The organism is Sulfitobacter sp. SK012 (genome assembly GCF_003352085.1).
GTDB lineage: Bacteria > Pseudomonadota > Alphaproteobacteria > Rhodobacterales > Rhodobacteraceae > Sulfitobacter.
This window is the reverse complement of sequence record NZ_CP025804.1, coordinates 4,458,517-4,484,123: the sequence shown is the minus strand read 5'-3', so window position 1 is coordinate 4,484,123 and position 25,607 is coordinate 4,458,517. Positions and strand designations below refer to the sequence as shown.

25 protein-coding genes and 1 tRNA gene are annotated in these 25,607 nt (G+C 53.1%); 11 read left to right on the top strand and 15 right to left on the bottom strand.

All coding sequences use genetic code 11. The annotated features are described in order from the left end of the window. Positions 1 to 3: 3 nt before the first annotated feature. The gene (locus tag C1J03_RS21845) at positions 4 to 777 is read left to right on the top strand and encodes an IclR family transcriptional regulator (protein ID WP_114888497.1); all 774 of its coding nucleotides are present in this window, start codon (positions 4 to 6) and stop codon (positions 775 to 777) included. On the opposite strand, the gene C1J03_RS21840 is transcribed toward C1J03_RS21845, so the two are convergent. Together C1J03_RS21840 and C1J03_RS21835 are read right to left on the bottom strand one after the other, a co-directional pair. Further along, entirely contained in the window at positions 754 to 1,983 is a 1,230-nt protein-coding gene (locus C1J03_RS21840) for a winged helix-turn-helix domain-containing protein (protein WP_114888496.1), read from the bottom strand. The two genes, C1J03_RS21845 and C1J03_RS21840, sit on opposite strands and share 24 nt — an antisense overlap. Next, complete coding sequence (locus C1J03_RS21835; RefSeq protein WP_114888495.1) at positions 1,980 to 3,017, bottom strand: LacI family DNA-binding transcriptional regulator; 1,038 nt, start codon at positions 3,015 to 3,017, stop codon at positions 1,980 to 1,982. The genes C1J03_RS21840 and C1J03_RS21835 overlap by 4 nt, the downstream gene beginning before the upstream one ends. A 112-nt stretch (positions 3,018 to 3,129) precedes the next feature. Here C1J03_RS21835 and C1J03_RS21830 point away from each other — a divergent pair. The 3 genes from C1J03_RS21830 to C1J03_RS21820 all read left to right on the top strand — a co-directional run bounded on the left by C1J03_RS21830 (position 3,130) and on the right by C1J03_RS21820 (position 4,218). Continuing rightward, positions 3,130 to 3,206 (top strand) — tRNA-Arg (locus tag C1J03_RS21830). 153 nt (positions 3,207 to 3,359) lie between these two features. Further along, a complete protein-coding gene (locus C1J03_RS21825) occupies positions 3,360 to 3,602 on the top strand; it encodes a hypothetical protein (protein WP_114888494.1) in 243 nt (80 codons plus the stop codon). Positions 3,603 to 3,705: 103 nt separating this feature from the next. Beyond that, positions 3,706 to 4,218, top strand: a complete 513-nt coding sequence (locus tag C1J03_RS21820; protein WP_114888493.1) for a hypothetical protein — start codon at positions 3,706 to 3,708, stop codon at positions 4,216 to 4,218. A gap of 270 nt (positions 4,219 to 4,488) precedes the next feature. Here C1J03_RS21820 and C1J03_RS21815 read toward each other — a convergent pair whose 3' ends face one another. After that, complete coding sequence (locus C1J03_RS21815; protein WP_114888492.1) at positions 4,489 to 5,400, bottom strand: VPLPA-CTERM sorting domain-containing protein; 912 nt, start codon at positions 5,398 to 5,400, stop codon at positions 4,489 to 4,491. A gap of 41 nt (positions 5,401 to 5,441) precedes the next feature. Between C1J03_RS21815 and C1J03_RS21810 the strand changes: the two genes are divergently transcribed. Continuing rightward, complete coding sequence (locus C1J03_RS21810) at positions 5,442 to 6,722, top strand: ABC transporter transmembrane domain-containing protein (RefSeq protein ID WP_254694129.1); 1,281 nt, start codon at positions 5,442 to 5,444, stop codon at positions 6,720 to 6,722. 10 nt (positions 6,723 to 6,732) lie between these two features. Here C1J03_RS21810 and C1J03_RS21805 read toward each other — a convergent pair whose 3' ends face one another. Beyond that, positions 6,733 to 7,980 carry an IS256 family transposase gene (locus C1J03_RS21805; protein ID WP_114887356.1) on the bottom strand — a complete coding sequence of 416 codons (1,248 nt, stop codon included), beginning with the start codon at positions 7,978 to 7,980 and terminating at the stop codon, positions 6,733 to 6,735. A 486-nt stretch (positions 7,981 to 8,466) separates the two neighbouring features. On the opposite strand from C1J03_RS21805, the gene C1J03_RS25495 reads away from it, so the two are divergent. Next, positions 8,467 to 8,613, top strand: a complete 147-nt coding sequence (locus C1J03_RS25495; protein WP_162798632.1) for a hypothetical protein — start codon at positions 8,467 to 8,469, stop codon at positions 8,611 to 8,613. Beyond that, positions 8,603 to 9,937, top strand: a complete 1,335-nt coding sequence (locus tag C1J03_RS21800) for an HlyD family type I secretion periplasmic adaptor subunit (protein ID WP_114888491.1) — start codon at positions 8,603 to 8,605, stop codon at positions 9,935 to 9,937. Before C1J03_RS25495 ends, C1J03_RS21800 begins: the two co-directional genes overlap by 11 nt. Before the next feature lie 660 nt (positions 9,938 to 10,597). On the opposite strand, the gene C1J03_RS21790 is transcribed toward C1J03_RS21800, so the two are convergent. The 11 genes from C1J03_RS21790 to C1J03_RS21735 form a co-directional block, all read right to left on the bottom strand. After that, positions 10,598 to 11,692 carry a cupin domain-containing protein gene (locus C1J03_RS21790; RefSeq protein ID WP_114888489.1) on the bottom strand — a complete coding sequence of 365 codons (1,095 nt, stop codon included), beginning with the start codon at positions 11,690 to 11,692 and terminating at the stop codon, positions 10,598 to 10,600. Between the two features lie 27 nt (positions 11,693 to 11,719). Further along, a complete protein-coding gene (locus tag C1J03_RS21785; protein WP_114888488.1) occupies positions 11,720 to 12,823 on the bottom strand; it encodes a pyridoxal phosphate-dependent aminotransferase in 1,104 nt (367 codons plus the stop codon). Between the two features lie 202 nt (positions 12,824 to 13,025). Then, positions 13,026 to 13,655 carry a methyl-accepting chemotaxis protein gene (locus C1J03_RS21780; RefSeq protein WP_114888487.1) on the bottom strand — a complete coding sequence of 210 codons (630 nt, stop codon included), beginning with the start codon at positions 13,653 to 13,655 and terminating at the stop codon, positions 13,026 to 13,028. Between the two features lie 61 nt (positions 13,656 to 13,716). Then, complete coding sequence (leuB, locus tag C1J03_RS21775; RefSeq protein ID WP_114888486.1) at positions 13,717 to 14,823, bottom strand: 3-isopropylmalate dehydrogenase; 1,107 nt, start codon at positions 14,821 to 14,823, stop codon at positions 13,717 to 13,719. 56 nt (positions 14,824 to 14,879) lie between these two features. After that, positions 14,880 to 15,758 (bottom strand): endonuclease/exonuclease/phosphatase family protein, encoded by an 879-nt coding sequence (locus C1J03_RS21770; protein ID WP_254694128.1) that lies wholly within the window; start codon positions 15,756 to 15,758, stop codon positions 14,880 to 14,882. Between the two features lie 89 nt (positions 15,759 to 15,847). Next, positions 15,848 to 16,690, bottom strand: coding sequence for a hypothetical protein (locus C1J03_RS21765; RefSeq protein ID WP_254694127.1), 843 nt, complete (start codon positions 16,688 to 16,690; stop codon positions 15,848 to 15,850). A gap of 293 nt (positions 16,691 to 16,983) precedes the next feature. Next, positions 16,984 to 17,589 (bottom strand): 3-isopropylmalate dehydratase small subunit, encoded by a 606-nt coding sequence (leuD, locus tag C1J03_RS21760; RefSeq protein WP_114888484.1) that lies wholly within the window; start codon positions 17,587 to 17,589, stop codon positions 16,984 to 16,986. 152 nt (positions 17,590 to 17,741) lie between these two features. Beyond that, positions 17,742 to 18,449: a THxN family PEP-CTERM protein gene (locus C1J03_RS21755; protein WP_216825880.1), complete on the bottom strand. Its 708-nt coding sequence runs from the start codon at positions 18,447 to 18,449 to the stop codon at positions 17,742 to 17,744. A gap of 307 nt (positions 18,450 to 18,756) precedes the next feature. Continuing rightward, positions 18,757 to 19,557 carry a VPLPA-CTERM sorting domain-containing protein gene (locus C1J03_RS25820; protein WP_254694126.1) on the bottom strand — a complete coding sequence of 267 codons (801 nt, stop codon included), beginning with the start codon at positions 19,555 to 19,557 and terminating at the stop codon, positions 18,757 to 18,759. Between the two features lie 326 nt (positions 19,558 to 19,883). After that, positions 19,884 to 21,290, bottom strand: coding sequence for a 3-isopropylmalate dehydratase large subunit (gene leuC, locus C1J03_RS21740; RefSeq protein WP_114888481.1), 1,407 nt, complete (start codon positions 21,288 to 21,290; stop codon positions 19,884 to 19,886). A gap of 253 nt (positions 21,291 to 21,543) precedes the next feature. Continuing rightward, on the bottom strand, positions 21,544 to 22,188 hold the full coding sequence (locus C1J03_RS21735) for a VPLPA-CTERM sorting domain-containing protein (protein WP_254694125.1): 645 nt from the start codon (positions 22,186 to 22,188) through the stop codon (positions 21,544 to 21,546). A gap of 236 nt (positions 22,189 to 22,424) precedes the next feature. Here C1J03_RS21735 and C1J03_RS21730 point away from each other — a divergent pair, with 236 nt between their 5' ends. The 4 genes from C1J03_RS21730 (at position 22,425) to rlmH (ending at position 25,598) form a co-directional block, all read left to right on the top strand. Next, a complete protein-coding gene (locus C1J03_RS21730; RefSeq protein ID WP_114888480.1) occupies positions 22,425 to 23,771 on the top strand; it encodes a mechanosensitive ion channel family protein in 1,347 nt (448 codons plus the stop codon). Between the two features lie 57 nt (positions 23,772 to 23,828). Continuing rightward, positions 23,829 to 24,596, top strand: coding sequence for a hypothetical protein (locus C1J03_RS21725; RefSeq protein ID WP_114888479.1), 768 nt, complete (start codon positions 23,829 to 23,831; stop codon positions 24,594 to 24,596). A gap of 148 nt (positions 24,597 to 24,744) precedes the next feature. Then, positions 24,745 to 25,104: a ribosome silencing factor gene (gene rsfS / locus C1J03_RS21720; protein ID WP_114889140.1), complete on the top strand. Its 360-nt coding sequence runs from the start codon at positions 24,745 to 24,747 to the stop codon at positions 25,102 to 25,104. A 23-nt stretch (positions 25,105 to 25,127) separates the two neighbouring features. Beyond that, positions 25,128 to 25,598 carry a 23S rRNA (pseudouridine(1915)-N(3))-methyltransferase RlmH gene (gene rlmH / locus C1J03_RS21715; RefSeq protein WP_114888478.1) on the top strand — a complete coding sequence of 157 codons (471 nt, stop codon included), beginning with the start codon at positions 25,128 to 25,130 and terminating at the stop codon, positions 25,596 to 25,598. Positions 25,599 to 25,607 lie beyond the last annotated feature (9 nt).

Below are 25,607 nucleotides of genomic sequence, written 5' to 3'. Positions count from 1 at the left end.
CCCATGCCTGACGCTAGTATGTCCGACAAAGCTATACCAACCAATCTAAGGTTGCTCTTGCTGTTGGAAGAACTGGCGCGGGTCGGAGAACCCACTACACCCACGGCGGCGAACGAGGCTTTGGGTCTGCCCAAGCCAACCATTCACCGGCTGTTCCATACGTTGGAACAAGAAGGGTTTTTACAGCGCGATATTGATGGGCGCTCCTATGCCCCCGGTCAGCGGTTGCGGAAGCTCTCAGTTAATGTCCTGTCTTCTGCACGAGTACGGATGGTCCGATTGACGGTGTTGAACGCACTGGCCAAAGAGATCGGAGAGACCTGCAACATTGCGATGCCGGAGCGGCACGCGATGATCTATCTGGACCGCGTTGAAACAAAATGGCCGCTGCGCATTCAGTTGCCTATTGGAACGGAAGTGCCGTTTCACTGTACGGCCAGTGGTAAGATGTATCTGTCGACGCTGGCACCGCGTTTATTCTCCAAATACCTCAACCTTGCGACGCTGGAGGCTCACTCAGCCAAATCTTTGACCGATCCAGATGCTTTGAAAGAGCAAATTGAGATTGTCCGCAGCGCTGGGTATTCAACGGATAATGAAGAATTCATGGATGGCATGGTCGCGGTCGCGGTGCCTATCTTGGACGACAACAAGCGGTTGATGGCAACGCTGTCTGTACACGCGCCGACCCAACGAGTCAGTCTCGAGACGCTGACAGGCCATATTCCACGCTTGCAAGCAGCAGCCCTAGAGCTAGCCGAATTGGTGCTGAGCTGAGCCGCGCAACCAACCGTCGCCGAACTCGAATTTACTAACCCCGGCGAGCTGAGTGAGGCGTTGAAGCTCAGCTTCAAATGCAGCGATGCGTCCCTTACCCCATTTGATACCCGGTTCTGGCCACAGTGCCCGCACCACAAGCGTATCGCGGTCCCGGAAAGCCTTCATGTCGACGCGGCCGACGATCTGATCACCCTGCAGAATGGGAAAGACATAGTAGCCATAGATACGCTTTGGCTCGGGGACAAAAACTTCGATACGGTAGGAAAACCCAAACAGCCGCTGCGCCCGTTTGCGGTCGCGTAGCGCAGGATCAAAGGGGCTGAGAACACGCAGGCGGTTGGTTGGTTTGGTATTGAGAGCAGGATCGTCTTGCACATCGGGGCGTGCAAACGCGGCGCGGGTCTGACCGTCCGCCCCAGTTATCTGGACTTCGACAATGCGGCCCGCCTTTAGCTCAGCCGAGCACCATGCGCGCGCAGCGGCAGGCCTAATATGCCCCCAAAACGCTGCAATTTCGCTATGAGTGGCAAATCCAAGTCGGTCAAGTGCACCGTTGCAGCACCATTCTACGGTGGCTTCAACAGACGGGGCTTGTGCTGGATCGCAGAGCGCGTCGTTCAATACTCTTTCAGTCAGGTCGTAACGTTTCTGGAACCCTTCACGTCCCACAACACAAATCTCACCGCTGCGCCAAAGATATTCCAGCGCAGTCTTGGACGGATGCCAATCCCACCATCCACCGGATCCACGTTTTTCGCCTTTTCCAACGTCGGATGATCCGCATGCTCCGTGGGTGCGGATGTGTTCCAAGACGGCTTGAAATTGTTCTTCAAACCCTTCGCGGCGTCCGTTCTGCCATTGCTTGCGCAACCGTTCAGCATCTTGGTCACGGCGCATCTGCCAATAGGGGTAATAGCCCAAAGGAATGATGGCGGCGTCGTGTGTCCAATGCTCAAAAAGGGCGCGATCCCCTTCGAAGAGTTTCTTGAGATGCTGCGGCTTATATTGGGATTTACGGGCGAAAAGGATAAGATCATGGGCCCGTGCGACTGTGTTTATGCTGTCCAGTTGCACGAAGCCGAGCCGCTCAATCAAGCTCAGCAATTCCGGGCCCTTTGCGCTTCCGTGAGGTGCGTCGGTCAAGGCATGCCGGTCTAAAAATAGCCGCCGCGCTTGGGTGTTGCTAAGGGTTGGGCCGGTCATCTTCGCTGGTTGCGGCGCAAGGTATCCCCAAAGGCGATCTTGGGCGTCAACTTGATGAGTTCGGGCGCGGCGTCCTCGTCGTCGCCTTCGGAACGCCTCAGAATGATCTCTGCTGCGGCACGGCCAATTTCGGCCCTGCAGGCGTCCATTGTGGCTAACTTACGCGGTAGACCGTCCAGCAGCTCCACGCCATTGAAGCCTGCAATACCGATCTGGCCAGGAATATCGTAGCCCTTTTCCAACAAGTACAAGAGACCGCCAGCACCAATCATGTCATTGGAATAATACAGAAAATCGAGATCGGGAGAGCGCTCTAACATCTCGTGGGTCATTTCGCGCCCCTTAGCGAGTGCCGAACCGCCGGAGTAAAAAGCACGGTCTTCAACTTCGACGCCGGCCTTGGCCAAGCCTTCGGTTAGCCCTTCGAACCGCTTGCGAGCCCTGTGGTCCAAAGGCATCTTGGTGCCAAGAAATCCAATCCGTTCATAACCCTCGCGCAAGATAGCACTGGCCATTTCACGCCCCGCGCGACGGTGTGAGATACCTACGTTTGCATCGACTGGATTGCCATCTGTGTCCATAATTTCAACGACAGGAATACCGGCATTGTGCAGCATGGCCCGTGTCGCTTCGGAATGCTCAACCCCTGCGATGATGACCCCTGTGGGCCGCCAAGACAGCATTTCATAGAGTACCCGTTCTTCTTTTTCGGGCAGATAATCCGTTACACCGACAACGGGTTGCAGCGGTGTGCTGTCGAGAACTTGATTGATGCCGTTGAGAACTTCGGGAAAAACCATATTGCCCAAAGATGGAATAATGACGGCCACTAGATTGACACGTTGTGAGGCCAGGGATCCAGCGATCTGATTGGGCACATAGCCCAGCGTCTTGGCTGCCTCAAGCACGCGCGCACGGGTTGCGTCAGAGACGTCGCCGCTTTTACGCAGCACTCGGCTGACTGTCATTTCTGAAACCCCGCATGCCTCGGATACATCGCGGAGGGTGAGCGGGCGTTTTGAAGGCGTGGACAAGGGCAATTCCTGACTGGTACATCTTTGTGATACCGCGAAGCGGGCGCAACGATCAAGCACTGTCCAATCGGGCGATGACAAAGCTAGCAAGCTAAGTTAAACGATCCGTGGCGGTCCCGTGGCTCAACTGGATAGAGCAGCCCCCTCCTAAGGGGCAGGTTATTGGTTCGAATCCAATCGGGGTCACCACTTTTACCTTTTGATATTAGATATTTAATCTTGGAATGTTGAAATAGCAGGCTTCTTTATTGGAATTTGCTGTTGCTTTGGGATTATTCAGCAGAATCAATAGAAATACCGCCCCATGCGCATGATCTAGGTTGCTAAAAGGGAGCTAGGATTTTGTTGTTCACGGGGTTGGCCGCTGATAGCACCAGCATCTTCCGTGTGTTCCTGATCCTGTTTGCGGATTTTTTCAGCCTGCCTGTGGTTTTTATTATTCTCGCTATTAGCGGCCTTTGCATCGCAGCACTTAATGTCTCTCAGATCAAGACGCCAATGTTATCAGGAAAGCCTGTGAACGTTGTCCTGCTCGCGACGTACACGCTCGTGGTAACGGCTATCTATGGCTGGAAACTGCGTTAGGTTTTAAGCTGAATGATGCACACTGCGACCTGGGTGGGATCAAACACCCCTATCATTCGCGGTCCTTTAGCTTAAGGGGAAGTAACCATTAGGAGGACGAACATTGGCAGTCTCACAGAACTTACCTGAACTGGTTCGCGCAGCGCAGAACACAGCACAGGCGTCCCAAGAACGGATATCAGAAATTTTGAACCTCTCAGAAGGTCAAACCCTGTCGGACGCACAAAGCAAAGAGATGACATCCGAAATTGTCGCGATTGAATTGGCTGCCGTGGACATTTTCGCCGTGTTTGAAGCACGGATGCAGCGTCATTTCAAACGCGGTCCGCTGTCACGCAAAGTAAAAGCAGCGCTCTTGGATGCCGGACAAGCAGACCTCGCCGATAGGCTTCACCAGCACTATTTGGCGATCAATGTTCTGAAGCATGGGACGGGGGCGAGCTATCGCGAACTATTGAATAACAAAAGCACGCTGTTCGTAGTGACGCAGCCCGCGGATGTACCGGACGAGACGGAGGATGTGTCCACCGGCCTGATTGATGTGTCAGCGCCACACTTCTTTGCCGGGTTGGCAGAAACAATCCTTGAGGCCTACCACTTTCTTGAGAACCGATAAACGCCAACTCAAAGACGGCAACTATCACAGCTGGGCAAGCAGGCCCAAATTCTCAAACTTTGCGACAAAACCCTAATCCCCTGTGATCTCGGAGCAAACGGCGAAAAGGGGTGAAACGATCGATTTTAGTGTGGAGTTCATCGCGCATATTAAATCAATAGGCGCGATGAACATTATTCTGTTTGTCGGTCAATCCGAAGGTTTTCGAAATACGATCTCCTCAACTTGGTGCATAAGGTGGCGACCTCAAATCCTCTAGCGCACCAAGTACTAAGCGCTCTGGCGGCGTTTCCAAATCCCAAGACCGCCCAATGCCGCCGCCAAGAACAGGATTGATGCGGGCAGAGGTACAGGTGCGACACTGCTGTAGAAGGCTACAGAGCGCGGCCTTTGTGGGTAAACACCTTGTTCACTGAATAATAGGAACGTTTGCGTCTCGCCTAGATCGAGGAAATCGCCATCGCCATTGGTGTCGAACAGAGCCAGAAGTGTATCGTTGTCGTCAAGCTGGTTGCTTGGCACTAAGCCGCGATCCCCATCAATAGCAAAGTCAAAAATTGCCCCATCCGTGAAGCCAGTAGCATCCCACACATTGAACGCCTCGGATGCTAGATCAATTAGTCCATCCCCGTCCAAATCTGTGTACCGCAGCAAGCCGTCTGTAAAAAGATCCTGTGCGAATAGATTGCCGTCGCTGGCTGACAGGGCAAGTGCAAAGGGCGCATCGCCTTGCGCGACAAATTCGACAACTTCGCCGCTTTCGATTGTGCCGTTTCCATCAGCATCTTCTGCCCTGTAGATTCTCGGGCGTCCTCCAGCTGTGTCAGTGATAAATGCAGCGTCGCCGTCAAAGGTGATTTCAAATGGAGACGATGAGGCATCCAGAGCCCCGAGATCCAGCCAAACAGAACTTTCACCGACATCATTGGCATCACCATCGCCGTTCACGTCATTGGTCCGATACACAACATCACCGCTGGGATTGCCCCTGGTGTCTGCCTCTACGACGTAGAGTGCGCCATCGCCTCCAAAGGCAACGCCATTGGCGGTGTTTAAAGCAAATTCATTCGCATTGTCGCTGGAAAACCAAACCGTGGCTTCGCCCGCGTCTTGCGCGTTGTCGTTCCCGTTTCGGTCGCGCAGGCGGTAAACTGTATCACTCGCTCCGTCGCCTATGTACACGTCCCCCGCAAGGGATTGTGTGAGCTGAAAGACGTTGCCAGTTGGAGCAACGAGACCGCTTGCACGGTCAAATCATTCGAATTGAAAAATTTGATAGCACGCATATCAATCAAAAACCAATTTCCGTCTCAGACGTGATGAATCGTTTTCGCTCGTTGATGCCGTGGTTGATCTTTGCAACATTCATGTCGAACTTGACCGGCTTAGCAACCCCTTTGCTTATCATGGTCATTTATGACCGCGTCATACCATCTGGCTCCACCGATCTTGTCTTTTCGCTCGTCACTATCGTCTTGGTATTTATTGCGACTGATGCAGTGTTCCGAACCGCTCGGTCAAGCGCACTGACGCACATGGGTAAAGAGACGGAACAAGCTCTTGGCCTCGCGCTTTTTCGAAAACTCATGGCTCTGCCCGTGGGCCAAATAAAAAAGTCGGATGTTGAGCAACAGCTTGCAAGGTTTAAGCAATTCGAAGCATTTAGAGACGTATTTACAGGACAGCTTCTCATAACTGTTCTTGATCTTCCTTTCACGTTCATATTCTTTTTCGTACTCTTTTGGTTGTCCCCACAAGTCGCGCTTCTGATCGCAGCACTTGCTTTCATCTTTATCGTTGCAACTTTTTACTTTTTACCTGTCCAAGAGAAGCTTGGGATCGCAGCATCCCAGCATGGCGCTGAGCTTCAGGCCCATGTTTTCGAGGCTGCAAATCACCAACGCGTTATTCAACGCCTGGGATTGGGGAATCACTGGATTGAAAAACAAGCCTTTCTCATGGACACCGCAGCTAAATCAACACAGATGTATAGTGCTAGTCAGCTGATGTCTCAGAACATTGGTCAAAGTTTGATGGCTTTCGCTGGAATTGGTGCCGTTTGCTTGGGGACGCTAAGTGCCATAGCCGGTGATCTCAGCTTTGGAGCCCTTATTGCCATCATGTCGCTCGTCTGGAAGATTCTATCTCCGCTCCAAGCACTTTACGCGAGCATCCCTCAAATTTTCAGTTTTCAAAAAAGCAAAGCGCAAAGTGATCGCGTTCTTGCTATCCCCGGGGAATTAGTTCGAGGTGTCACACAGAGTCATCAAAAAACGTTTAATGGTCAAATAAGCTTGAACGGCGTGACAAAACGCTACGATGCAAGTAGCAGTCCCGCACTTTCGCAACTCACCCTCAATATTAATCCTAAAGAATTCGTTGTCTTATGCGGCAACGACAGCAGCGGCAAAACAACTCTATTGAACCTTTTATGCGGATTTTATCAGCCCACCATCGGCACTGCCCTCTTGGGCGGCGGAGTTATTGTCAAATCTGGTGTTTAAGGGTTTCTGGTCATGCGGCGATCTGGCTGTTTTCAGTGGCTTCAATTCCGTCTTTGAATGCGACGCCGGTGATGACTTTGGCGAGGTAGTCAAAGCCGCGTAGTTTCCTCCAGTTTTGCTCGGCGCATTGCCCCAGCTTGAACATCATGTGCAGCATGCCGTCGCGTGAGAGGCAGCCCTTTGATCGTTTGGTGCGATGACGGATCGTGGCAAAGGCGGATTCAATTGGATTACTGGTGCGGATGCTTTGCCAGTGTTGTGCTGGAAAGTCGAAGAATGCCATGAGTTCCTCGCGGTCCTTTTGCAGGCACAGCGTCGCCTTGGGGTATTTGGGTTCGTAGGTTTTGATGAACAAATCTAAGGCCTTGCCCGCATCATCTTTGGTCTCAGCCTGCCGGATGTTGTGGATCGCAGCTTTGGCCTTTGGCTGAGACAGCTTGGGCAAACAGTTGAGCACATTCATAGTTTTGTGTTGCCAACAGCGTTGATGACGGGTCTCAGGATAGACTTCATCTATGGCGGCCCAGAACCCCATGGCACCATCTCCAATAGCAAGTTTCGGGGCGTTCATTCCCCGGCTTTTGAGGCTGAGGAGAGCCTCGCGCCAGCTCTGCGTGGACTCGCGCACCCCGTCCTCAATAGCCAAGAACCGCTTCTTGCCACGGGCTGTTACCCCCACAATCACAAGGGCGCAGAGCTTGTCATCCTCGCCCCGAAGGCCGCTGTGGACACCGTCAGCCCAGATGTAGACCAAGGGCTCATCGTCCAACGCTGCCTTTCTCCACTCGCCGTATTCGTTGGCCCAATCGCGCTTGAGCCGTGAGACCGTATTTGCCGACAATCCCGCCGCATCAGGGCCCAGAAGAACCTTGAGAGCCGAGCCCATTTCACCGCTGGAGATGCCCTTCAGATACAGCCATGGCAAGGCCGCTTCCAACGTTTTGGTTCTGCGCACGTACGGTGGCACCAGGGCCGAATGGAATGTCACGGGCTGGCCGTTTTTTGAGCGAACCTTGGGAATGCGCACGTTCACGGGGCCGATGCCCGTTTGGAACGGGCGCTCGGGATGATGCCCATTGCGCACAACAGTCGCATGACCGGCCTCAGTGCGCGCGGTGGTAAACTGAGACAGATAGCTTTCAAGCTCAGCTTCAACGGCTGTTGCGATCAATTGCTGCGCTCCTGTTCTCAATAAATCCGTCAGCGCGTCCGTGATCCCGTCTCGACGCGAAAAATCAACAATGTTAGTCGTTTCCATGGTGGTGTATCTCCTTCGGTTGGGCTGCTGTCTCGCAACAACAAATCAACCAGATACGCCGCCAACCTTCAAATCCCCCAAACACCAGATTCAGTCATAGCTCTGGGCGGCGTCGATATCAGGCAAATTCCTGTCGACGATCTACGAAAGTCTGTCACATACGCGCAACCAGATCTATTTTACGGAACGGTTTTTCAAAATTTTAGGTTGGCGGCACCCAGCCTGACGAAGGCCCAAGTCACACAATCTCTCAACGGAATGAATCTCGGCGGTATTATATCGGCTTTCCCCGATGGAATTCACACGCGGTTATCAGAAGCCTTTCGAGACAAGCTAACGACATCTACGCTTCGCGCACTTTCGCTTTCGCGCGCTTTTGCCCGTGGCGGCTCAGTCTTACTTCTCAATGAGCCTACTCACGGTCTCGACTCCGCCAGGCGGACGGCTTTGATTAACAACCTGACCCGGAGCAAAGGGCAAAGAACAATGATAATAGCTTCCCAAGACCCAGACATCATTGGGTTGGCGGATCGCTACATCTTTTTAGACGAAGGCCGGTTGATCGTGAACGACACCGGTCCGTCAGGCGCAAAAAAGATCCACGCTTTGCTTGGCAAAAATAATGGAGATTAAGGCTTTGAATTCCCTCTTTGCCCGAAAAGGCGTTTTTCAACGTTCCAAAATACGAAATGACGCGCGTGGTCCAAGGATTGCTAGGGCCGTCATTTTGACCATAGTTGGATTCTTGACGCTGAGCATTTGGCTTGCCTCTGTAACCACGATTCCTGAAGTGACGAGGGCGAGCGGCAAACTCAAGCCTATGGGAGGTTATCGGCAGGTTCAATCCTCCGAAGGTGGCATAGTCTTTGACGTATTAGTTGCTGAAGGGGAGAAAGTTGAACGGCATCAGGTTCTTGCCATTCTCAGGTCAGGTGCTTTGGGTGAGTTAATAGGTGACGTCGAAGAGGAAATCAGGAGTTCTCAAGATGAATTGTCTAACCTGAAAGGGATCGTTGAGACCCTGAGCCATTCGGCAGTTTCTATTTCTGACGCTACTGAATACCTGCGAGCAGATGGCCTAATGTACGCTGCGTCTCGTCTGATTGTTTTCGCGTCGCAGCAATCCATTCATGCTCAAGTCGCTGAACAATTAGAACAAACTCTAGTCGTTCAAAAAGAAACAAGCATTTTGACAGCCAAGCGCATAGATACGCGCAAAGCTCGCCTTGTCCGTGTACAAACTTTGCATGCCAAAGGGTTGGTTGCGATCAAAGAACTCGATGAACAACATGATAAACTGAACCAATTGCACGCTGCTCAGATTGAAGTAGACGTCCGCCTAATTCAAACTAAAAAGGAATTAAACGCTGCTCGGGCTCTAATGGACCAAGATCGCCTAAACCTACGTGGTACTCTTATTGCTGAAATATTTAAATTAGAGCAGAAAATGGGCTCTCTCTCAGTACGCATGAGCGCGCTCGTTGAACGGAATAAAAATCTTGAAATTCGGGCTCCGGAAACAGGAATCATTCAAGCTGTCGCATTTCCAAATTTTGGAGAGGTTGTTACCGCTGGCGAAATAATTTTTGAGCTTTTGCCAACCAAAGCCCGCCTTATGGCTGAAATCGAGTTTGACCCTGCAGATATTGGTCACATCTTTTTGGGTGACACTGTTTCCCTGAAAATGGACACCTTCGACGCTCGCCGTTATGGACAGGTATCGGGAGAGATATCCAGTTTTTCACCTAGCTTAGTGGTAGATCCAAAATCTGCTCGCGAGTTCTTCCGCGCTACAGTCTCGCTTAACAAGGAAACTATAGGATCTGGTAAATGGGAGCGTACTCTTCAAGCTGGGATGGTTACTACGGCTGAAGTGGTCACTGGTGAGAGAACGGCAATAGCCTATTTGATCAAGCCGGTCAGTAGATCGCTTGAGAATGCATTTGGAGAGCGATAATGAACTGAACAAAGGCTTCCTACAGTTTAGATCTGTGGCGCTTCCGGGCCCGTTTAACTGGCCCTGAACCATCGACATCAGCACGCTAGCTTTAGCACCTCGACGAAGTTTCCGAGAAGATCGACGGCGTAGCGCGTTTTGAATTGCGGATGCGACGTATTAGAATTCCTCGTCAGAAGGCGCAGTGATCACAAAGCAGCGTTGAAACCTTCACAAAATCAATGAGGCGATACGGTCAACTGGAAATCGAATTAACGGACAAGCTGCGTACATGTAGCTCCGCGATGAAGTTTGTTGGCAACGCGCAAAAGCAGGAGACGGGCCGTCGGTTGAACAATCGAGTCGAGATTTTTCATTTCATTTTCTTTCTCGACGGCGGAAACGGGGCATGCTCCGCTTCAGGAAAATGCTTTGTTTATAGGTATTTGCAGCTGTTCAACCTGCCTTCCGTAGCCGTTTCGACCAGGAACACACTCTACAACGGAGACCATTTCACGCTCACGCGATGGGCCGCGGTGTCCGAGTGTCACAGGTTTTGTTCCCGATAGGGTCACGCCTTCTGCGGTAAACTGGGACTGGTTCAATGTCGTCTGGCAGCATTTCCAAATCAACCGACCAGAAGCATCGGTAACTAACGTGTGATGTAAAGTATCGTGCCCTTTAGCTTGTTACCGTTGTTGCGAAATCTCCGCGCAGAGCAACCTCAAGCAGTTCTAGATCTGAGCTGCAATCCCTGTACTGCGCAGCCATGTTAGGTGGGAGGACAAAGGCGTCACCGGGCCGCAGGTCACGATCTTGTTGGCCTTCAGCAGACAGTGTCATCTGGCCTTCCACTACGAAAGTGAAGTGGATGTCAGCATCGTGCATGGTAAGCGGCGTCTCACCTATATCTGGTCGGGCGATCTGGATGCCAGCGACACCTTTGGTTCCGGCTGCGATGCCCGTGTCACGCGCGGTAAAACCGGGAATGCGGAAAGGCGACCAGGTGGCGTCATCTTTGATGTGATGGACAAATATTTGCCCTTCCCATTCGCGACTAGGATCGCCCGTGCCGTTGGGTAGGGTGAATTCATGATCGATCGTGGTGATGTGCTCGGCCGGGACGCCAATCTCGATCACTTCGATGTTAGGCGATGCTTCGACAACGCGGTGGCGGATGCCGGGGGGCTGTGTGACGCAATCTCCGGCATTGAGACGGATAGCTTCACCCTGATCTTCATACAGAACATCGACCCAACCCTTGTAGCAATAGATGAGCTGAAACCCGACGGTGTGATAGTGAACCATGTCAGGCACCGGCCCGCCATCTGGGATGCGGATGTGGCTGGCGATAATCGAGCCCCCTAGGCGTGATGGAATAAGATCACGGTAGTGCATCCCGGCGCGGCCAATCACCCAAGGTGCTTCATCACGTAAGCGCCGCACAGCAAACTCATGTTGCGTTTGGGTATTCTCTACCTGTGGGGTCAGCGGGACAACGGTGATTTGGGTGCCATTGGGTGCGGTTAGCTGCCGTGCACCTTCAGCAAAATTATCCGGATCATCTGTCAGGATCCGAATGTGGCCGGGCGGCACGTCGGCACCCTTTTCAATGCGTAGGCGCAACCCGTGGCCAGAAAAGCTGGCAACCGACGGGTCATCAGCAGGGAAAATATTCTCCAGACGCATGCCAAGTGTCTTGGTGTAAAACGGCAGGTCTTTGCGCAATTCCTGCGTTGGGAGCAGCACTTCGGCCAGAATATGGGGGTTTGTCATGAGTGGGTCCTGTTGGTGGGCATGGGGCTAGTTCGCAGACGAAGGATCGGTGATGAATTTCCCGGCGTGCTCCAAAAGCAGGCCGTTTTGATCCGGGGTACCGAGGCAAAGGCGGGCATAATGCTGCAAGCCTGGTTCGCGGACACGGCGCAGAACAATACCTGACTGCGCATATAGATAGGCACCCCAGTCATCGACGTCGCGCGGATCGCTTGCCGGTAAGGTGACAAGGATAAAGTTGGTTTGGCTTGGCTCAACACGGTAGCCATGGCTTTGCAGGCCTTGTGTCACACGGGTGCGTTCGAGGTTCAGAGTGTCGATGTTTTCCACAATGGATGCGCGATGTTCTAGCGCTGCGATACCGGCCACCTGCGCCAGCGCGTTCACGTTGGCGATGGCGCGCAAGGTGTTGAGCACAGCGGCGATCGCAACAGGTACATTGCACCAACCGAGACGGTAAGCCGCAAGCGAGAACGCCTTGGAAAAAGTCCGGGTCACTATGAGGTTCGGGTGATCAGCGACGCGGTCGTGCAAACGTTGGCAGAAATCGAACCCCACAAACTCACCATAAGCGAGATCAGCAACCAGCACGACATGAGAGGGGAGTTCATCAATAAGGCGATGTATTTCCTCTTCGGTCGGCATCGTGCCGGTCGGGTTGTTGGGCAGAGCGAGGTATATCACCTTGGTGCGGTCCGTAACGCAGGAGAGGATGCTGTCGACATCTGCCGTCAGCGTGGATTCAGGCGCGCGGATGACCTTGGCACCCAACCGGTGCGCGATAAGTTGGAACTGGTAGAACCCATTTTGAGACATCAGGATCTCGTCACCCGGCCGGACAAAGGCGCGAGCAATTAAATCTACCAATTCTTCGGACCCGTTGCCGCAGATGATTGTCTCAATCGGGAGATTATAGGTGTGCGCCAGAGCTGTGCGAAGATCGGTAGAAAATGGATCACCGTATTTATTGCCTCGGGCCGCACGCTGGCAGATGGCGTCCAGAACAGCTTGCGGTGGGGCAAAAGGAGACTCGTTCAAAGAAAGATCTATCAGCGGCAGACCTTTGGGATGTGGTACGCGCAGTGTTTCGGTGATCTTGAGGGCGTCAATATAGGGCTGAGGGGCGGACATATTTGGGCTTTCCTAGAGTGATAGCTTACTCTAGGCGGCTGTGTCGGATCAGGGAAGAGGGGCTGGCAAGGAGAGTGAGTGGCTGCCATCAAATGCGCCGCGCAAAGTCGCTTTGTATTCAGTCTCAAGGACCATCAAAAGTGCAAGTTGGCGATGCGCTGCGCCTGTACGACTAGGGGTATTCTGACGTTTGAATCACTCCTCAGGCAGTATCATCCACCAGATTGGACAAGTCTTGCGTCGCTGATTGTGCAGATTGTGCCAAAGCGCGAATATCTGTGCTGATTTGTAAAAACCCGCGACCGGCATCGCCAACTCTGGCTGCCTCCACAGAGGCGTTTATTGAGATGAAAAAGATCTGTTTGCTGATCCGCGCCAATCCCTTGACGGTTTCAACGGTCTGCGCTTTTTGTGCGTGTTGTCGTTCAATGACAAGGCTGATGAAAAGTCCACGATATCGATCAATGGCTGTGTCTATTGTCGGCAAAAGCTCTTTGGTAAGTGTCTGGTGCAAGGCCTGCGCCGCGCGCGTCTCGTAGGGGCGGGCCAAGAACTGGATAAAACTCCGCCGAATAGTATCTACTTCATCAGCGGCAGTGCCAAATGCATCAAGATCGGCCGGAGCGATGTGCACACCGTAGCCGCGCATCAATTGTGGCCCCTTGTCTCGCAGCATGTTGGCGGCTGTTTCAAAATGAAGCAGCGTGTCCTTGTTTTGTGCGATACCTAGGGACGCATTGATGAGCAGGTCATGTCCAAGCCATTGCACAGGTGCAATTGCCTTTTGAACCTGCACAAGCGGATCTGCCGCCCATTCCTGTTTTGATACCATTGAGGGTCCCAACGCTGTTAGGCGCCCTCAATATCGCTTCTATCTAAACGAAAGCTAAACGTCAGAGGCTGGCATCAAGTGCTGCAAGGATCGCATCACCCATATCCGTGGTCGAAATCGGTGTGCCGCCTTCGGGGCCCATCAAATCTGCAGTGCGGGCACCGTCGGAAAGGACTTTCTCGATTGCTTGCTCCAAGCGCGTTGCCTCGTCGCCCTGATCGAAAGAATAGCGCAGTGCCATAGCAAAGCTGAGAATGCAGGCGATCGGGTTTGCCTTGCCTTGCCCGGTAATGTCAGGCGCAGAACCGTGTACTGGTTCGTACATCGCCTTGGGGCGACCATCTGCATTAGGCGCGCCAAGGCTGGCGGAAGGCAACATGCCAAGTGACCCGGTCAACATCGCAGCGCAATCAGACAGAATGTCGCCAAAGAGGTTGTCGGTCAGGATGACGTCAAATTGCTTGGGGGCACGCACCAACTGCATCGCGCCATTGTCGGCATACATATGGCTCAGTTCAACATCAGGATAATCTGTGTCGTGCACACGCTGCACGACTTCGCGCCATAAGATGCCGCTTTCCATGACGTTGGCTTTTTCCATCGAACAGACTCTGTTGTCGCGACGGCGTGCAAGCTCAAAGGCAGAACGCGCGACACGGTCAATTTCAGATTCAGTGTAGCGTTGCGTGTTAATGCCGACCCGCTCGTTACCCTCTTCAAAAATACCGCGCGGTTCGCCGAAATAGACGCCCGATGTCAGTTCCCGAACGATCATAATGTCCAGCCCGGCAATCAGATGTTTCTTGAGCGATGAAAAGTCAGCCAGGGCGTCAAAACACTGCGCAGGGCGCAGGTTTGAGAAGAGATCCATTTCTTTGCGCAGGCGCAGAAGGCCACGTTCAGGTTTGACCGAAAAGTCCAGATCGTCATACTTGGGGCCACCAACAGCACCAAGCAGCACGGCGTCCACCTCAAGCGCTCGCGCCATGGTGTCATCATGCAGTGGCGTGCCGTGCTTGTCATAAGCCGCACCGCCAACCAGATCGTGCTCTACGTCAAAAGCAATGTCGCGCTTAGCTCCGTACCAGTCGATGACGCGGGTGACTTGGTCCATAACTTCGGGTCCGATACCGTCCCCGGCGAGGATCAAAAGGGTGGGATTGGCCATGGCGTACGCTCCTGTAAATTAGGTTGCTCGCGGCCTAGCGCGGTGGGCGCGGAGGGTCAAGGATCGGTCGGTTCTAGATCGGCCCAAAGAAGCAGATGACGACTGGCGTTTGGCGCGGCAAACAGGCCGAAATCGACGACTTTCCAATCAATTGAAGGTAGCAGGTAGTCTACACGCAGCTCGCCCGGACCGGGGTCAGGCCAGTTTGCGGTGGGCGCATTGGGAAACGGATTTTGTAAGCGCGGGTCCGTGATAAGAGCGTTGATGGCTGCCTTGCGGCCTTCGCCACGCTCTGGGTCAATATTCGCATCTCCAAGGAGCACAAAATCGGAGTGATCTTTCAGAAGCTGGCTCCACAGTGCGACCTCGTCATGATTGCGCCTACCATTACGGTCTTCGGCACCGTCAAAGACAGGAGGTGTCGCATGGAACGTCATTACATTGATCGGCCCAAAATTTGGCGTGCTGATGGGGACAACCCAATGGCCCTTGGAAGACAGCCGTTGGATTTCATAGGCGGCGTCCCCGCCAAAAGGGCCGGTATCCGTCATCGGGAAAAGATTGCCTGGCATGTCGCGCCAAAGAAGGCCGCTGTGGTCGGTGACCTTATCTTGAAGGACCGGAAAACGGGACAGGATCGCCATGCCGCCTTGGCCGGAAAACCTACCGAAGCCCTGAGCATCGTCACCGCCGCCCAGCTTGCCGTCACCATTCAGGTCCACCCCTGTGGGCATGCCGGTATTTGGACGAAGCGCAAAGCGGTAAGGGTACGAAGACCCGCGTTGTTCAAGAGCATCAGCAAATGCGTTTAGCGCAGCGTTTTGTAGATCAAAATCAATGCTCTGCAGCACAATGATGTCGGGGTTTGTCGCGATGAGCGCATCTTGGGCGGCAATCACCTGCGGGTCTTCGCCACGCAAGATATCACCTAGCAAAATACCTGGGCCTTTGCGCGACAGTTCCGTGTTGAAGGTGGCAATCCGAAAGGGCTCAGCCGAAACAGTCGTTAGCGACAGGAGCAGTCCTAGGAGTAGGCCGGTTGCATATCGCCCTGTGCGTCGGCATAGGCGCGACGGCGTTTTTCTTCGATCATGTCGGCGATTTTGCCCATTGCGATGCCACGCATGATCATGCTGGCAGGAAGGAAGGCCCATGCGCTGAGTGTCCAGATTAAGGTCTGAGGATGCTCTAATGATATCGGGTCTAACAGATCGGCGGCCAGTTTGACTACCGCTGGGATCACAAAGGGCAGCAAGAAACCAAGAGCGATATTTATCCGCGAGTCGCGCTGCAGCCGGTCAAGCACATCGCCGCCAGCCGTCGGGTCAAAGAGCGGCAAGTTGACCCAGACGTTGAAGGCTCCATTGCGAGTCGGCCAATTCATGACCCGCACCAAGACGAGGAAGGCGGTCATGGCCAACAAGGAGATGACATAAGAGAGCCCAGCAAATGTCCGAACGGACGCGACTGTCTCAAGTGGAGCGTTGTCAGGCAGCATCAAAACGACCAGGCGCACGGGTGAATAGGGGAAATCGATGGCGTTGCCAACAATCGTGCCAATGGAAGTTAGCGCCCCACTGAGCGCTGTCGGTTCGGTCTTGCCGCGCAGGATCAGCGTCAGGAACAGGACCGTCAGAAATAGTGCGATGAACCGGAGGCGATTGAAGGGAGCCGCATCGCGAAATTCAACAATACTGGGGAAGTTTGAGTTGTACTCAACAAATGTCAGGAGGGATGCCAGCAGGGCCACAAGCACAACGATCTGCGACGAGTCAGAAACTACGCCCGGCAACATCAGTGCCGGTGTCACAATCATTAGCGCGACCAAGAGGCCGCGAATTGCGGCACCTGTCATCCGTGCAATCACTTTTCAATCCCTTCAAACTGGCCAGCCACGATACGATGCCGTGTGCTTATCCCAACTTGATGCCCCCGGGTTTGGGAGCCTGCCTCATTCTTGCCCAATTTGTGCCTTCTTTCGCCTTAATTCTCAAGACCGTGAGCCTATCTAACTGCAGTGAATCGACAATTTGAAGGAAGGGGTGGTGCGTTCTTGCATCATTTTGGTGGCAAGAATAAGGCAGTACGCCACATTTAGTAGGTGACGTCCTGCCACCTACTAAAAGTATGATTGTATTGTGAGCCGAGAAGAAAGAGTGATTAGACCCAAGGGCGGCTTTGAGCCGCTGTGCTTTCAAAGCTGTCGATAGAAGTAACTTTTGCCATCGTCAGGCCGATGTCATCAAGGCCGTTCATCAGGCAATGCTTCTTGAATGGGTCGACCTCAAACTTGAAAACCTCGCCGTCCGAAGACGTGATGGTCTGAGTTTCGAGGTCAATCTCGATCCGTGCATTCGCGCCTTTTTCGGCATCCTTCATCAACACATCCACCTGTTCTTGTGGCAAGGCGATGGGCAGAATGCCATTCTTGAAACAGTTATTATAAAAGATATCCGCATAGCTGGGCGCAATAACGCAGGTGATACCAAAATCCGCAATCGCCCATGGCGCGTGTTCACGGCTGGAACCACAGCCAAAGTTATCCCCAGCCACAATGATTTGTGCATCGCGGTACTGCGGCATGTTCAGAACAAAATCGGGGATTTCGTTGCGATCGTCATCATAACGCATTTCGTCAAAGAGGTTCACACCCAGACCCGAGCGTTTAATTGTCTTAAGAAACTGCTTGGGAATGATCATGTCGGTGTCGATGTTAATCAAAGGCATGGGGGCTGCGATACCGCTGAGTGTGGTGAACTTGTTCATGTTGTATCTCCTGGACAGGGCATTTCCCTTTTGCGGTGGTGATGCAACAAAATGGACTTGCTTGCAATGCGTCGTGGCTGATTGCGTAGTGCATCCCCAAATGAAAATGGCGGCACCGAAGCACCGCCATCCTATTAACCGAAGTCGCTAAGTTATGTTTTTGCTTTGCTCTTGCGGCGGCGCGTTGCGGCGATACCCCCGATACCAGCCATCAACATCCAACCAGCCGCGGGCAGTGGAACGGGGGGCACTTCTTCTGCAAGGCTGAAGCTTGCGCTAAGTGTAGCGCTGTTTGATTGGTTTTCCGAAGTCAGAAAGCTGGAAAAAGGCCCTGAACCAGTGTCAAAACCGAGCACAGTCAACGTAAAATCCTGCCCGTCTACATCAAAGACTTGCGACAGATCCTGTGCATTGACCAAGGTCACGAGGTCAGCGCATGGGGCAGATCCGCCCTGCGCACAAGGATTTGCGTTGTTAGGTGTCTCAATGTGAGTGAACGAGAAAGTCGGATCAATGCTAAAGGCCGTCCCATTCACAGATCCTGCGATGGAAATGGCCAAGTCTGCGCTCAGAAGGCTACCGTTGTTGAGGTTGATCACAAAGTTGTTGTGGACGAACTCACCTAGATCGAAAGGCGACGAAAGATTACTTCCGCCACTCGCCGCGTTGAGCGTATAATTGCTGCCTGGATTGCTGAAACCATTCCACGCAAGGACGTCCGTATTTTCGCCCGTTGCTGACCCAGAGGTCATGACTGCGTTCTGCCAAACTCCGGAAATGCTGCTGATGTCGACCGTTACCGCGCCAGCGCTAAATGCTGTGACCATTGTCACAGCTGCAGACAGTGCTGCTGTTTTCAAATATTCATTTTTACCCTTCTTGGCTGAAACAAGCCAACTAGTTTACGAACCATTAAACACTCTTACCTTTGAAAAAACTCATTGTTCGAATGCCAAGACTCACGAAAATGCGTAATAATTACGCACTTAAAAAGTAAAATATTGCTATTTCCAATTCAACTAACTGGCTGTTGAAACTTGCTTGTCAAAAACCAAAATCTACCAATTTAGGGTTGTAACGAGCTCATTTTTGAAAAAACCTTCCATAAAACGGATAGAGCCGCACCTTTTCAAAAGGCGCGGCTCTCCAGTCTTGCTAGGACGATACTTAGGCAGTCTTGCGACGGCGGCGGATGAAGCCCAAACCACCAAGACCTGCAATCAACAACCACCCTGCTGCAGGCAGTGGTACCGGGTTTGGAGCTGGATCTGGAATTGGATCGGGATTCGGACCAACGAAACCATCGAACAGGAATTCTTGGGTATTCCTCACAACCTGCGCTTCTCCGTCGTTGATAGAGCTGAGCCAGTCAACATCACCGAACGCGGCGATCCGGCCTGATCCAAGGGCGTCTTCATCCCATGCTGCGGCGACTGCACGACCAGTAACATCCGATGACACGGCAACACTATTGCCGACGACACCCCCGATTTGACCCGGAGCACTTGGAACCCAGCCGACCGCGAGGTCGGCGTCTACGTTTCCGACTGCATTTGGATTGAAGCTAAAGGTACCACCGACGTCGCCAAAGCCACCGACACTGACGCCACCAGACAAAAGGCTGGCATTCACGATTCGCTCTACGCTATCGTTTGCTGCTTCGCAGCATGGCCGTTCGAATGTCAGATAGAGGCCACCGCCATTGCCGACGAAATTTATCATCTGGTCTTCAAGAGCGGCACCGTAGGAGCTGTTGAAGCTGAGCGACCAAATTGTATCGAAGACACTCAAATCCATCGGCACTGCCGCTCGGCTCACATTTACGACAACGTCGCCCTGTGCCTCAAGAACGTCTTGCACATTGTTCTGGGCGCTTGATCGATCGCCAAATATCAGTACAGAAGCGGCATTTGTTGGAACAGTTGAAATAGTTAATACACCACAAGCTAGAATTGAAAGTAGTTTCATTATTTCACCTTATAAAACCTTATAAAAACAGGGCCGTGAAATATGCCCCCCATCTACATCATACATTAATCAGTGAAAATTTCAACTTGGGCGTACTTGTCAAAGGGGCTTCTGCAGAGGTTGGGCCTCGGTTTAGTGCGCCGCCAATAACCGCGCTGTGGCTCTTTTTAAATCATTTCATACACTTCGATCAGTGTCCGGTCACACGAACAGCGGCAGCCATGTCGCGCAATATTAGGTGAGTGCAGCCATTGAAATCGTGTTGGTAAAACGAATCCGCCGGGCAATTTGCCCGGCGGTTTTTTGTCTTAAAATGTCGCCCGCACCTACATCAAATCGCGCACGTCCGTCAGCTTGCCGGTGATCGCGGCGGCTGCCGCCATGGCGGGCGACATAAGGTGTGTACGACCGCCACGTCCCTGACGACCCTCAAAGTTGCGATTTGACGTGGCAGCGCAGCGTTCGCCGGGCTTCAATTGGTCTGGGTTCATCGCAAGACACATAGAGCATCCCGCAAGGCGCCACTCAAACCCGGCATCGATGAAGATCTCAGCGAGGCCTTCTTCTTCTGCTTGTGCCCGAACAAGCCCGGAGCCCGGAACGATCATGGCCCGCAATCCGTCTTTGACTTTTTTGCCCTTCATGATCTCAGCAGCGGCGCGCAGATCTTCGATGCGGCCGTTTGTGCATGACCCGATAAAGACAGTGTCGATTTCCACCTCTGTCAGAGGCGTACCAGCGGTCAGGCCCATATAGTCGAGCGAGCGTTGTGCGGCGCCAACCTTGCCACCGGTAAAGTCATCAGCCGCCGGAACATTTGCCGTGATGGGCAATACGTCCTCGGGCGAAGTGCCCCAGGTCACAACCGGCGCGATGTCTTCACCTTTGAGAGTGATAACCTCGTCCCAAGGTGCATCATCGTCGGAATAAAGCGTCTTCCACCAATCCAACGCGGCTTCCCACTGAGCACCTTTCGGGGCGTGCGGGCGACCATTGCAATATTCATATGTCTTTTCATCTGGTGCAATCAGACCTGCGCGCGCGCCGCCTTCGATTGCCATGTTGCAGACGGTCATACGTCCTTCCATGCTCAGATCGCGAATTGCTTCGCCGCAATATTCAATCACAAAGCCGGTGCCGCCTGCCGTGCCGGTAACGCCGATGACGGACAGAGTGATGTCTTTGGCCGTGACACCTGGGCGTAGCTTGCCGGTGATCTCGACCTTCATGTTCTTGGATTTCTTCTGGATCAGTGTTTGCGTGGCGAGCACATGTTCGACTTCTGATGTGCCAATGCCGTGTGCCAGTGAGCCAAATGCACCATGTGTCGCTGTATGGCTATCGCCACAGACCACAGTCATGCCGGGCAGGGTCCAGCCTTGTTCGGGGCCGACGATATGTACGATGCCCTGACGGACGTCTGTCACTGGGTAATAGTGGATGCCGAAATCTTTGGCATTTTTGTCCAGCGCTTCAACTTGAATGCGGCTGTCTTCTGTCATTGTCGCCGCATTGGCACGGTCAAGCGTGGTGGGCACATTGTGATCAGGCACCGCGATCGTTTTGTCGGGAGCGCGGACCGTGCGGTTGGTCATGCGCAGCCCCTCAAAGGCTTGGGGGCTTGTGACCTCGTGCACGAGGTGGCGGTCGATATAGAGCAAGCATGTGCCGTCGTCGGCTTCGTCCACGAGGTGGGCATCCCAGATTTTATCGTAAAGCGTTTTGGGGGACATGTGGTCCTCTCCCGTATGAAATGTTGAAACAGTAGGTATCCGAGTATGTGTCTATTGCCGTGCCCATACGGAACGGGTTGCACCGAAAAATCGCTCGCGCAGGCGGCTATGGTCGGTCTGGTTAAACACGGTTTTCATAGCGCCCCAGATATAGCGGTGCTGCTGGTCTCGCAAGAGGCAGCTAGATCATATGCAAAAAGACTACCCTGAAAAGGGCAGTCTTTGGTGTCGCAAGGGTATGGAATGCTCCGTGTCAGCCTTTCTTGCGGCGGCGTACGACAACGAGCGCACCCAATGCGCCAATGAAAAGCAAGCCACCCGCGGGCAGCGGAACCACTGCGATACTGTCGGTGAGCGAGAACGTCGCAAGAGCGTTTTCCGGGGTCGAGCTATCAAAAAACCCAAGGCGGTAGCTGCCTGTAGAAAGATTCTCAAACGCGAATTCACCTGGTTGGGTAAAGCTGACACCATAAGTGCTGCCCGTTGGTCCGATCAGATTGCAATCGCCTGCGACAAGGCCAGCAGCGGCCGCACAGAAGTTGGTGTCGTTCGACAGACGGCTCGTTGCTGCACCGGCAGGAGCGTTAAGCAAATCAAGGGTGATCCCAGTCACGTCGCTCAATGAATTGTTCGCTCCAAAGAATGCATAGCTGCTGAGGAACAGGTTGCCGATGCCTTCGAGCGTAAAGTCGATGTATCCGGCTGCTGGCGTTCTAGTCCAATCAAACGTCAAAGAGAGTTGGTCAGCAGGGCCACTTGTTGGGATGCCGCCGGCAGAAGCGGAAATGGTGGTGGTAAATACACCGCCTTCGTCAATGCCGTCGATGGTTGCTGCTATGGCACCTGTCGCGATCAAGGCGGAAAGGCTCATAGCGCCGAGCAGTTTTGTACATGTCATGACGGCCGTCTCCTAGCAAGTAAGGCAATAAACCTAAGGTTGAGTAATCCATACTATTTACTACCTGTCAACGAAGGCATGTATCACATGCTCGATTGTTTCAATTTTCGAAACAATAACTTCTACGGCCAATTACTGGTGAATATCTTGAGCCAAGTTAATGTGCGCGGCTACCCACTTGGCCGTGTTGCGTGTTTCGACTGCTTCGTGCACCATTTGGTCAAAGGGGATTGCCGATGAATGATGACACAGACCCGTTCGCAGAATTTCTGGCGACGCTTCACGGGCTGTGGATCAATGTGGAGGCCTTCTTATCTGGGATTATCACGCCCGGTTGGAAACAGAACCAGATCATCATCCTGATCATTCTGGCTGTTGTAGCAATTTGCCTGCACAAGCTTTCGGGACGGGTTTTAGAAAATTGGGTTCGGACGCATCAAGGTTGGGCCAAGTGGCAACTGCGTCTGATCATACAGATCAAGCGGCGGCTGGGCCTCATTTGGTTCGCCGTGCTCACCTACGCTGTCTACATCGTTATGCAGAACATCACCTGGCCATCACGGTCTATCTTCTTGGGGGTGGTGGCTGAACTGGCAGCCGTTTGGGTTGGCATCGCCTTTGCCGTGCGTTTGGTTCGCAATCGAACGTTGCGGCGGGTGGTGACGTGGGGATTGTGGATCTATGCGACGTTCTATTTCCTAAACGTGTCCAACGAAATTGCGAGCTTCCTCGATGGTCTCGCGCTTGAGGTCGGGAACTTCCGGATGTCAGTGCTGACTTTGTTGACAGCTTTGATTGTGATTGGAGCGCTGTTTATCGCCGCGGGTCTCATCAGCAAGACCACGGCCGTCAAAATCCGCCAGAACGATGATATCAGCCCCTCAATGCAAGTACTTGCGGTCAAAGGCCTGCAAGTCGCAGTTTATGGCATGGCGTTCTTTATGGGCGTGAAGGCGGTTGGCATTGATCTGACTGGGCTTGCGGTGCTGTCGGGTGCGCTTGGTGTAGGTCTTGGTTTTGGCTTGCAAAAGGTGGTGTCGAACCTTTTCTCAGGTGTGATCATCCTGCTTGATAAGTCGATCAAACCGGGGGATGTGATCAGTCTTGGGGATACATTTGGGTGGATTCAAACACTGGGCGCACGCTACGCGTCGGTCGTTACACGAGATGGCAGAGAATACCTTATCCCGAACGAGGATTTGATCACCGGACAGGTCGTCAATTGGTCGCACTCCGATGATTTTGTGCGCTTGGATATCTACTTTGGGACGGCCTATTGCGATGATCCGCATCGAGTCCGTAAACTGGCGATTGAGGCGGCAACCAGTGTCGCACGGGTGTTGAGTTTTAAGGCACCAGTCTGCCATATCGTGGGGTTTGGAGACAGTTCGGTGGATTACATTCTGCGGTTTTGGATCAAGGACCCGACCGGCGGCCTGACCAACATCCGCGGTAATGTGTATCTTGCCCTTTGGGATGCGTTTAAGGAAAATGGCATCTCGATCCCGTTCCCGCAGCGCGAGGTCAAGGTTCTGGATGATCGCAAGCTTGCTTCGCCACACGCAAGTTCTGCGCTAGACTAGTTGCATTGTGTTTGCCGCGGGTTAAGTAGTTCAGCGGTTGCCAAGGGGCAGGGTGCGATGGGTCAGCAAAAGACAGATATAGTATTGGTGTTGGGCAGCGGACCGAATGTTCTTGCGGCTCAAGATTGGCCCAAGACTTGGTTCGACCGGATCGTCGTGATCAACAACGCTTGGCAAGTTCGGCCAGACTGGGATGATTTGGTCTACCCAGAAGATTTTCCGTCGGACCGGATGCCTCCAGATATACGGACGAAACAAAAGCTGATTGATGCTGCGGCCTTTGTGCCTGCACAAAACAGTTTTGGCGGCTTTGTTTATGCAGGTGGCACCATGGCGTTTACGTCTGCCTATTGGGCGCTGCATGCCCACAAGCCGCGTGTGATGGCGTTTTTGGGGTGCGACATGATGTATCCGAGCCAAGGCAAGACGCATTTTTATGGCCGTGGCACCGCTGATCCGTTGCGCAATGACATCACACTTCGCGATCTGGGGGCCAAATCAGCAAGGCTGGCCGCGATTGCAAACCAGCAAGGGTGTGCTTGCGTCAATCTATCGTCTGAGCCTTCTGCCTTGTTGTTTCCGCGCGCTAATGCTGCTGAATTGCGTGGGTTGAACGTAAAAATAGACTTAGAAACAGAGGATTACCGCCACCTTAGGCAGCGCGAAGATGATCTGGGATATGTCACGCCTGATGGGCGCTACTGGGAAGACAGCACGCTGTTTGATGAAAAGAAGCTGGCAGCACTCGATTTGGACTGGCGCGATTTTTACACATCTGCCGTTAGGAATTTATCAGGCCTTGCAGGAGTGGGCGAATCCCGCTAGCTGCGGCGCTTGTCATTGAAATGTCATATCTGCGTTGTTATTCTAAGGTGACCCCAGCGTCGGGGGCCAGACGGCGCGACAAAAGGAGGACGATGTCCTGTCAATCCAAGAGCACGCAGCGCAGGCTGCGGATGCCGGTGTGGCGCTGATGGCGGTAACCGGTGAAAAGGCCACAAGCGAGAAGCTTCTGGCTACGATCCTTTCCTCACTCGAAGACGACAAGGCCGAAGATGTTGTGCAGGTTGATCTGCGCGGCAAAACTGAGATTGGTGATTACATGATCATCTGCTCAGGTCGGTCCTCGCGTCAAGTTGCGGCCATCTCTGAAAAGGTGGCGCAGCGGGTCAAAGAAAAATACGGCCACATGGTGCGTATCGAAGGCAGAGACACAGGTGACTGGGTTTTGATCGATACTGGCGATGTGATCGTTCACGTCTTTCGTCCAGAAGTGCGTGAATTCTACCAGCTTGAAAAGATGTGGATGCCCCAACCGGCTGCCACCAACTGATGCTGTCTTAAGGGTTTAGCGTGATGCGCGTGCAGATTTGTGCTGTAGGTAAACTGCGCGCTGGCCCTGAAAAATTGCTGATAGATGATTACCTGACCCGATTTGAGCGCACTGGGCGTGGTATCGGGTTTGGTCCAGTTTCGCTTCACGAGGTCGAAGACCGCAAAGGTGGCGGGATGCCAGCAGAGGCATCCTTGCTGCGCCGAACTGTTCCTGACGGTGCTGTAATTTGCGCATTAGACGAACGCGGAACCGTAGAAACCTCAGTCAAATTCTCAAAACGATTGGCGGATTGGCGGGATGCCGGGCGCGGTGATCTGGCCTTCGTCATCGGTGGCGCAGACGGTCTGGATCCAGAAATTCGGGGCCAAGCTGACCACCTGCTGTCTTTTGGCAAAATGGTCTGGCCGCATATGCTGGTGCGCGTCATGCTTGCTGAGCAAATGTACCGCGCTGCTTCAATCTTGTCGGGCGGTCCGTACCACCGAGTTTGATTGGCGCGC

Bases quoted from the DNA above. Each gene is read 5' to 3' on its own strand.
- C1J03_RS21735 (WP_254694125.1), bottom strand. From the start codon at position 22,188: ATGACATGTACAAAACTGCTCGGCGCTATGAGCCTTTCCGCCTTGATC.
- C1J03_RS21730 (WP_114888480.1), top strand. From the start codon at position 22,425: ATGAATGATGACACAGACCCGTTCGCAGAATTTCTGGCGACGCTTCAC.
- C1J03_RS21785 (WP_114888488.1), bottom strand. From the start codon at position 12,823: ATGTCCGCCCCTCAGCCCTATATTGACGCCCTCAAGATCACCGAAACA.
- C1J03_RS21790 (WP_114888489.1), bottom strand. From the start codon at position 11,692: ATGACAAACCCCCATATTCTGGCCGAAGTGCTGCTCCCAACGCAGGAA.
- C1J03_RS21780 (WP_114888487.1), bottom strand. From the start codon at position 13,655: ATGGTATCAAAACAGGAATGGGCGGCAGATCCGCTTGTGCAGGTTCAA.
- C1J03_RS21805 (WP_114887356.1), bottom strand. From the start codon at position 7,980: ATGGAAACGACTAACATTGTTGATTTTTCGCGTCGAGACGGGATCACG.
- C1J03_RS21840 (WP_114888496.1), bottom strand. From the start codon at position 1,983: ATGACCGGCCCAACCCTTAGCAACACCCAAGCGCGGCGGCTATTTTTA.
- leuC (WP_114888481.1), bottom strand. From the start codon at position 21,290: ATGTCCCCCAAAACGCTTTACGATAAAATCTGGGATGCCCACCTCGTG.
- leuD (WP_114888484.1), bottom strand. From the start codon at position 17,589: ATGAACAAGTTCACCACACTCAGCGGTATCGCAGCCCCCATGCCTTTG.
- C1J03_RS21725 (WP_114888479.1), top strand. From the start codon at position 23,829: ATGGGTCAGCAAAAGACAGATATAGTATTGGTGTTGGGCAGCGGACCG.
- C1J03_RS25820 (WP_254694126.1), bottom strand. From the start codon at position 19,557: ATGAAACTACTTTCAATTCTAGCTTGTGGTGTATTAACTATTTCAACT.
- C1J03_RS21800 (WP_114888491.1), top strand. From the start codon at position 8,603: ATGGAGATTAAGGCTTTGAATTCCCTCTTTGCCCGAAAAGGCGTTTTT.
- C1J03_RS25495 (WP_162798632.1), top strand. From the start codon at position 8,467: ATGATAATAGCTTCCCAAGACCCAGACATCATTGGGTTGGCGGATCGC.
- leuB (WP_114888486.1), bottom strand. From the start codon at position 14,823: ATGGCCAATCCCACCCTTTTGATCCTCGCCGGGGACGGTATCGGACCC.
- rsfS (WP_114889140.1), top strand. From the start codon at position 24,745: ATGGCGGTAACCGGTGAAAAGGCCACAAGCGAGAAGCTTCTGGCTACG.
- C1J03_RS21845 (WP_114888497.1), top strand. From the start codon at position 4: ATGCCTGACGCTAGTATGTCCGACAAAGCTATACCAACCAATCTAAGG.
- rlmH (WP_114888478.1), top strand. From the start codon at position 25,128: ATGCGCGTGCAGATTTGTGCTGTAGGTAAACTGCGCGCTGGCCCTGAA.